The organism is Sulfuricurvum sp. (genome assembly GCF_036279695.1).
GTDB lineage: Bacteria > Campylobacterota > Campylobacteria > Campylobacterales > Sulfurimonadaceae > Sulfuricurvum.
The window spans coordinates 1-5,383 of sequence record NZ_DASUIQ010000093.1; the positions used below are offsets into that span (position 1 = coordinate 1).

Sequence of the window (5,383 nt, forward strand, 5' to 3'; positions counted from 1 at the left end):
TCTCGATCGGGTAAGCCAATTTTTTCATTCCCATTGCGTCGCGAGCAACGATCTCACCGCCGTTTGCAGTGATCACTTCTTCAACGAGAGCGATGGTGTTTTTAATCTCTTCTTCTGTAAGAGTAGGTTTTACGATTACTAAGTTTTCGTAATGTCTCATAGCGTATGTCTCCTTATGGTGTTCGCCCCTTATGGTGTTAATACAGCACGACAGTCGTGTTGCAAAGAGCAAGGAACGCGCGGATTATACTGAAAAATAGCTTAATATTAGTTTTGGTTAAAGGATTGCTTGCAGTTTCAGTAACGCAGAAAGAAGCAACGATTCTTGATCCGGCGAGCCGGTTGATTTCATTTTCAGCTCGGTATCGAGGAGGAGATTAATCCCCCGTTTGTACCCCTCAGGAGAGATTTTGATCGAGAGGGCGGCACGCTCTTTTTCGACAAATCCCGGAAGTTTATACCCCAATACGAGAGCCGAATCGGCGACACCGTGAATTTTGATGGCGCTGTTGAACAGATAGAGTTGGGTCAAAAATCCGCTGATGGCGGTGAGGAGCTGGATCTCGTTTTCTCCCGATTCGAGGAGGTGACGAAGTGAGGGGAGGAACTCTTTTTTCTCGATAACGCGGGCGATGAAGTGGTCGAGTTTGATTTCACTCAGACCGAAAACATGTTCGTCGATCTCTTTCATCCCGATCGGTTTGCCTAAAATGGAGAGTTTGGAGAGCTCGTTGCAGGCGAGGGCGAGGTCGTTGTTATGGATGTCGAGGAGGTGAAATGCCGCTTGATTATCGAGCTGAACCCCTTGCGCTTGCGCTTCTTGCATCACTATAGCGCGCGCTTCGGCGGCAAAGGGATGGAAGAACCGAACCGATCCCGTATGCGTACCTTTGAATGCGGTGTCGGCTCCTTTGACATCTTCACCGTAGTAGCAGTAGATAAAGGTGTTATCACTGTTTTTTCCGACGAGTTCCACGAGGGTGTCGAGTTCGGCTTTGGGGAGCTTTTTTTCGTGTTTGACGATCAGGAGGTTTTTATCCCCGAAGAGCGACCCTTGCGAAAGGTGGGCTTTGGCGGTGTTGAAATCGTATTCGTCATGATAGAGGCTCAAAACGGATGCCCCCTCGATCTGGGCGAGTCCGTGTGCGTAGCGGTCGATAAGGAAATGGCTCTCGCCGAAGAGTGCCATGGCACGGGGAGCACTGTTGTTTTGAAGATGACGATCAAGATCCTGCCGATTCATCCGACTCCTTTTCGATATGTCGTACAAACGACGCGGTGATTTTTGCGGTGGCGAGGTTGGCAGTTTCGATTTTGACGATAATGTCATCGAAGAGCATCAACCCAAATTGTGAGGTGATTTGTACTTTTGCCCCCGTGATGGTGTCGTGAATCTCGGCGATGAACGGCTCTTCGGCGCGCATGATACGGGCTTTGAACTCTTGACCGATGACGGTGGCCGCCCAACGGGCGAATTTGCGCTCTTGGAATCGGATTTCGATGTCACTCGCTTCGCGCTCTTTTTCACTGATGGAGGTACAAAGAGACTCGATGTTTCGCAATACATACGATCCCTCTTCGGTATCACCCGCTTTGATCGCTTTGAGGAGGCGGTGGACGATCAGGTCGCTGTAACGACGGATCGGAGAGGTAAAATGGGTATAGCGATCAAATCCGAGACCAAAGTGCCCCATATTGTAAGGAGCATAGCGTGCCTGCATCTGAGCGCGGATGATGAGGGTATCGACCTCACTGATGAGATCGCGTCGCTCCGCTTCGGCTTGGATCGCCATGATCGTCTCTTTGATCGAGCCTTGGGACTCGACGAAAATGCCGATGCTCGCCAACTCGGTGTAGAGGCTTTGGAGTTTGAGAGGGCTAGGGGATTCGTGGATACGAAATACCCCCCGCTCGTACATCGATGCGGCCGCTTTGTTGGCAAGGAGCATACAATCTTCGATCAGAGCGTGCGACGGTGTCTCGACGGCAAACTCGGTGGAGACAATATTTTGTTCTTCGTCTATCCGCATCTCCAACTCGCTGGAGCGGAAGTTATACCCTTTTTTCATCCGCTCTTCTCGAAGCTTATACGTCAACTCGTTGAGCAGAGGGATATAGGCTAACACTTGCGCCTCTTTCTCGTTTTCGGCGTGGTGGTTACCCTCAAAAAAGGCATCGATTTGCTCGTAACTGAAACGACGGTGCGAATGGATGATCGACTCATAGAGCTCAAATGAGTCCATCTCGTAGGTTACTGGATCGATGTGCATCTCAAAGGTGTAGGCGAGACGATCGACGAGAGGCTGGAGCGAGCAGAGGGTTTCGCTGAGTTCTCGCGGGAGCATCGGGATGGAGCGATGGGGGAGATAGATGGAGAAACTGCGATAAATCGCCTCAGCATCGATCGCACCGAAGGGGTGGACGTATTCGCTCACATCGGCGATAGCGACGTAGAGGGTGGAGGTCTCAGGGATGTAGCAGATCGCGTCATCGAAATCTTTGGCGGTTACGGGATCGATGGTACAAAACGGCAAGTGGCGCAGATCACGGCGGTGGGGATACAGCGACGCATCGACCTCTTTGGGAAACTCTCGTGCCATAGCTAAGACGTCATCCTCAAATGCATCGTGTTTGTTGTAGAGGGCGAGGACGATTTTTTCATCCACTTTAGGGTCACTAAGGTTCCCCAAATAGGCGGCTATCGTTCCGCTTTGGTTGTTGATCTGATAGAGCGATCCCTCGGCTGTTTCGGGAAGATCATTGATCGCAAATCCTGCGGGGTGATCGGTGCGGATGTCTTGGAGGCTCAAATACCCGTTTTTCATCGTAACGACCGCGACGCTGTAGGTTTCACTTCGCCCTGCGATGACGACGACTTTCGCCTGTGGACCGCCGCGTCGTCCCAAAAGCCGCTGAGCGATAACCATATCGCCGCTTTTCGCCCCCATTAGATTATTGGTTTCGATAAAGTGGTCGCGGATACTCTCTCCCAATGTCTGAAGATACGCACCGCTCTCAGAAGCCAAAGAGACGATACCGGCTCGGTACTGAGAAGCAAACTGGTATTTCCCCTCTTCGTGCGTGAGGAGTTTCATACTAAACCATTGCTGCACGATTTCGCGTTCAGACTCGGCAATATCTTGGTCATAAAGACCATGGGTAAGACGAATTAGGAGTGATTTCATAGAGATATTATAGTCTAACTAAACTTCTATGTTAGAATAACTCCTCTAATTTTACAAAGGAACACTCTAATGACACACGAAGCGATTTTAAACCAACTCGGATATGCCCCTAATGAAGCATTAAGCCTCCAACTTAGCCGAATCGAAGAGAATACGGCAGGGTATGAGAAAATTATCAAACATATTTTGGATTTGCACGAAGCGTTGAAAACGGATGAATCGTATGTAGCGATGTCGAACAGTAACGACTATTTTAAAATCAAGATCGATGCAACAAGTGAGATCAGTTCAAGTGACGCAATGGAGAAAATCAACCATTTTGCGGATAAGTACAAAGTAAGTCTCCAAAAAGTGGACGGAAAACCGACCTACTATATCCTCGGATTTGCGGCGTAAATGAGGTACGAGCCATCGGCTCGTGATATTATTTATTGAGCATATTAAGTGCAAAATTTGGGGCAATACGACTCATCATTTTAAGTGCATTACTTTGTCCTGGTCTAATCTCTAGTGTACCGTTACCCATTTTTTTGATAGCTATTTGAGCAAGTTGCGATGCAGGCATGACTACCATTTTATCTAGCTCTCTTTGTTCAAATTCATCCAATAAAGGGGTTTCTGTAACAGAGGGCATCAATTCGATAACTTTTACATGGGTATGTTTTAGCTGAATACGGAGTGACCGTGTAAATGAATGCAATGCCGCCTTGGTAGCAGAATATACCGGGGTGATGGATAATGGAACAAATGCCAACGCAGAACTGACATTAACGATAGCGGCAGTTTTTTGTCGCTTTAAAAGAGGCAAAAACTGGTTGCACATATAAATAACACCGCTTAGATTGGTGTTGATCTCTTGGGTCAGATGGGTGAAATCATTTTCATCATGTATATTGATTTTTTTCGAAATACCTGCATTATTAATCAGGATATTTAGATGAGGAAATGACTTTGAAACCATCTCATACAGTGCCGTTATCTCCTGAGGATCGGCAACATCGCTTTTGAAGATATGAATGTTTTTTAACTCTTTTTTTGCTTTTTCTAGTTTTTCACTATTACGCCCTGTAATAATGACTGTATTTTTTTCACAAAGTTGTCGTGCTAGTTCATAGCCGATACCACTTGTCCCGCCTGTGATGAGAATAGTATTGTTTGTCATATTCATAGTAGTTCCTTTAATCTTGGACTTTGAAAGCAGTCAATAATGCGTCTGCCATAACCAAATGTGTGGTTTGATGCGCCAACTCAAATATCTCTTTATCGGACATGTTTAATGCTCTCAATTCGTCAATATCAGCACTGTTTACCTTTGTCGGTTTATTGGCAACTTTCAGAGCAAAGAGCAAAAGCGATGTATGTTTTTCATCCAAAGGTGCGGTTGATGGATCTTTTACCATTGTGATAAGCTCATCTTGCGTCATACCGAAATTATTGATAAGCATTCCGGCGTTAAATCCCAAACAATATTCACACTCTTTTGCCTCAGACACCAAATAACGTAATACCGTTTCAAATTTTTGTGTTTCCATATCCTGTGCAAAACTTGTTTTAATCCCTTCCCAGTGATGTTGTAACCCATCAGGCAATAAACTCCACATTTTCAAGCCCGCCGGAACAGCACCAAACATTCCTTTAATCTCATCATACGTTGCTTTGACTACACCTGTAGCATCATTTTCTTCCACTATATTTAATAAACACATTTGCTATCCTTTTCTTTTAGACTAAACAGTACAAAAATGTACACCTCAAATTTACGCGAGCACTTTCATTACTATATTAGTGTACTAGTCAGTACAAAAATAGTGAAATAAAAAGAGCACCTCAAAAACCCATTTTTTGGATTTTAAAGCTACTCTAACAGTTCACGTAAATTAGCGCTCAAATCATCGATCAACTCTTGCGAAGCTCCTGCTTGGATTATGACGATCATTCCATTAAGTGCGTTTATGTATCTCCCTGCGATAATTTTTGCCTCTTTTTGTTGAGATATTTCTCCCCTCTCTTGCGCTTCTTTGACAAATCGCTCACACTCTTCAAGTAAAAAGTGAAGACCAACCCCTATCTGATGACTCAGAGCACTGTGACGGTTATAGCACTCTTTACCGGAGTTCATAAGCAAACACCCTCTTATCTTTCCGGTCTCTTTGAGTTCGTTAATCATCCCCTCACTCAATGCTAAAAGTGTCGCTTTA

The 5,383-nt window shown here is 45.7% G+C and carries 7 protein-coding genes; 1 reads left to right on the plus strand and 6 read right to left on the minus strand.

The genetic code is table 11. The features are described 5' to 3' along the window. The 3 genes from rpsF to VFW36_RS09280 form a co-directional block, all read right to left on the minus strand. The coding region (rpsF, locus tag VFW36_RS09270) for a 30S ribosomal protein S6 (RefSeq protein ID WP_329658536.1) at positions 1–160 on the minus strand (160 nt) is incomplete at its 3' end. Between the two features lie 117 nt (positions 161–277). Further along, a complete protein-coding gene (gene holA, locus VFW36_RS09275; RefSeq protein ID WP_329658530.1) occupies positions 278–1,243 on the minus strand; it encodes a DNA polymerase III subunit delta in 966 nt (321 codons plus the stop codon). Beyond that, positions 1,224–3,185 carry a ribonuclease R family protein gene (locus VFW36_RS09280; protein ID WP_329658531.1) on the minus strand — a complete coding sequence of 654 codons (1,962 nt, stop codon included), beginning with the start codon at positions 3,183–3,185 and terminating at the stop codon, positions 1,224–1,226. Before VFW36_RS09280 ends, holA begins: the two co-directional genes overlap by 20 nt. Positions 3,186–3,254: 69 nt before the next feature. On the opposite strand from VFW36_RS09280, the gene VFW36_RS09285 reads away from it, so the two are divergent. Next, positions 3,255–3,581: a hypothetical protein gene (locus tag VFW36_RS09285; protein ID WP_329658532.1), complete on the plus strand. Its 327-nt coding sequence runs from the start codon at positions 3,255–3,257 to the stop codon at positions 3,579–3,581. A 28-nt stretch (positions 3,582–3,609) separates the two neighbouring features. On the opposite strand, the gene VFW36_RS09290 is transcribed toward VFW36_RS09285, so the two are convergent. The 3 genes from VFW36_RS09290 to VFW36_RS09300 all read right to left on the minus strand — a co-directional run. Continuing rightward, on the minus strand, positions 3,610–4,353 hold the full coding sequence (locus tag VFW36_RS09290; protein WP_329658533.1) for an SDR family oxidoreductase: 744 nt from the start codon (positions 4,351–4,353) through the stop codon (positions 3,610–3,612). A 10-nt stretch (positions 4,354–4,363) separates the two neighbouring features. Then, complete coding sequence (locus tag VFW36_RS09295; protein ID WP_329658534.1) at positions 4,364–4,891, minus strand: hypothetical protein; 528 nt, start codon at positions 4,889–4,891, stop codon at positions 4,364–4,366. Between the two features lie 149 nt (positions 4,892–5,040). After that, positions 5,041–5,383, minus strand: a 343-nt coding sequence (locus VFW36_RS09300; protein WP_329658535.1) for a TetR family transcriptional regulator C-terminal domain-containing protein, incomplete at its 5' end; no start/stop codon positions are given.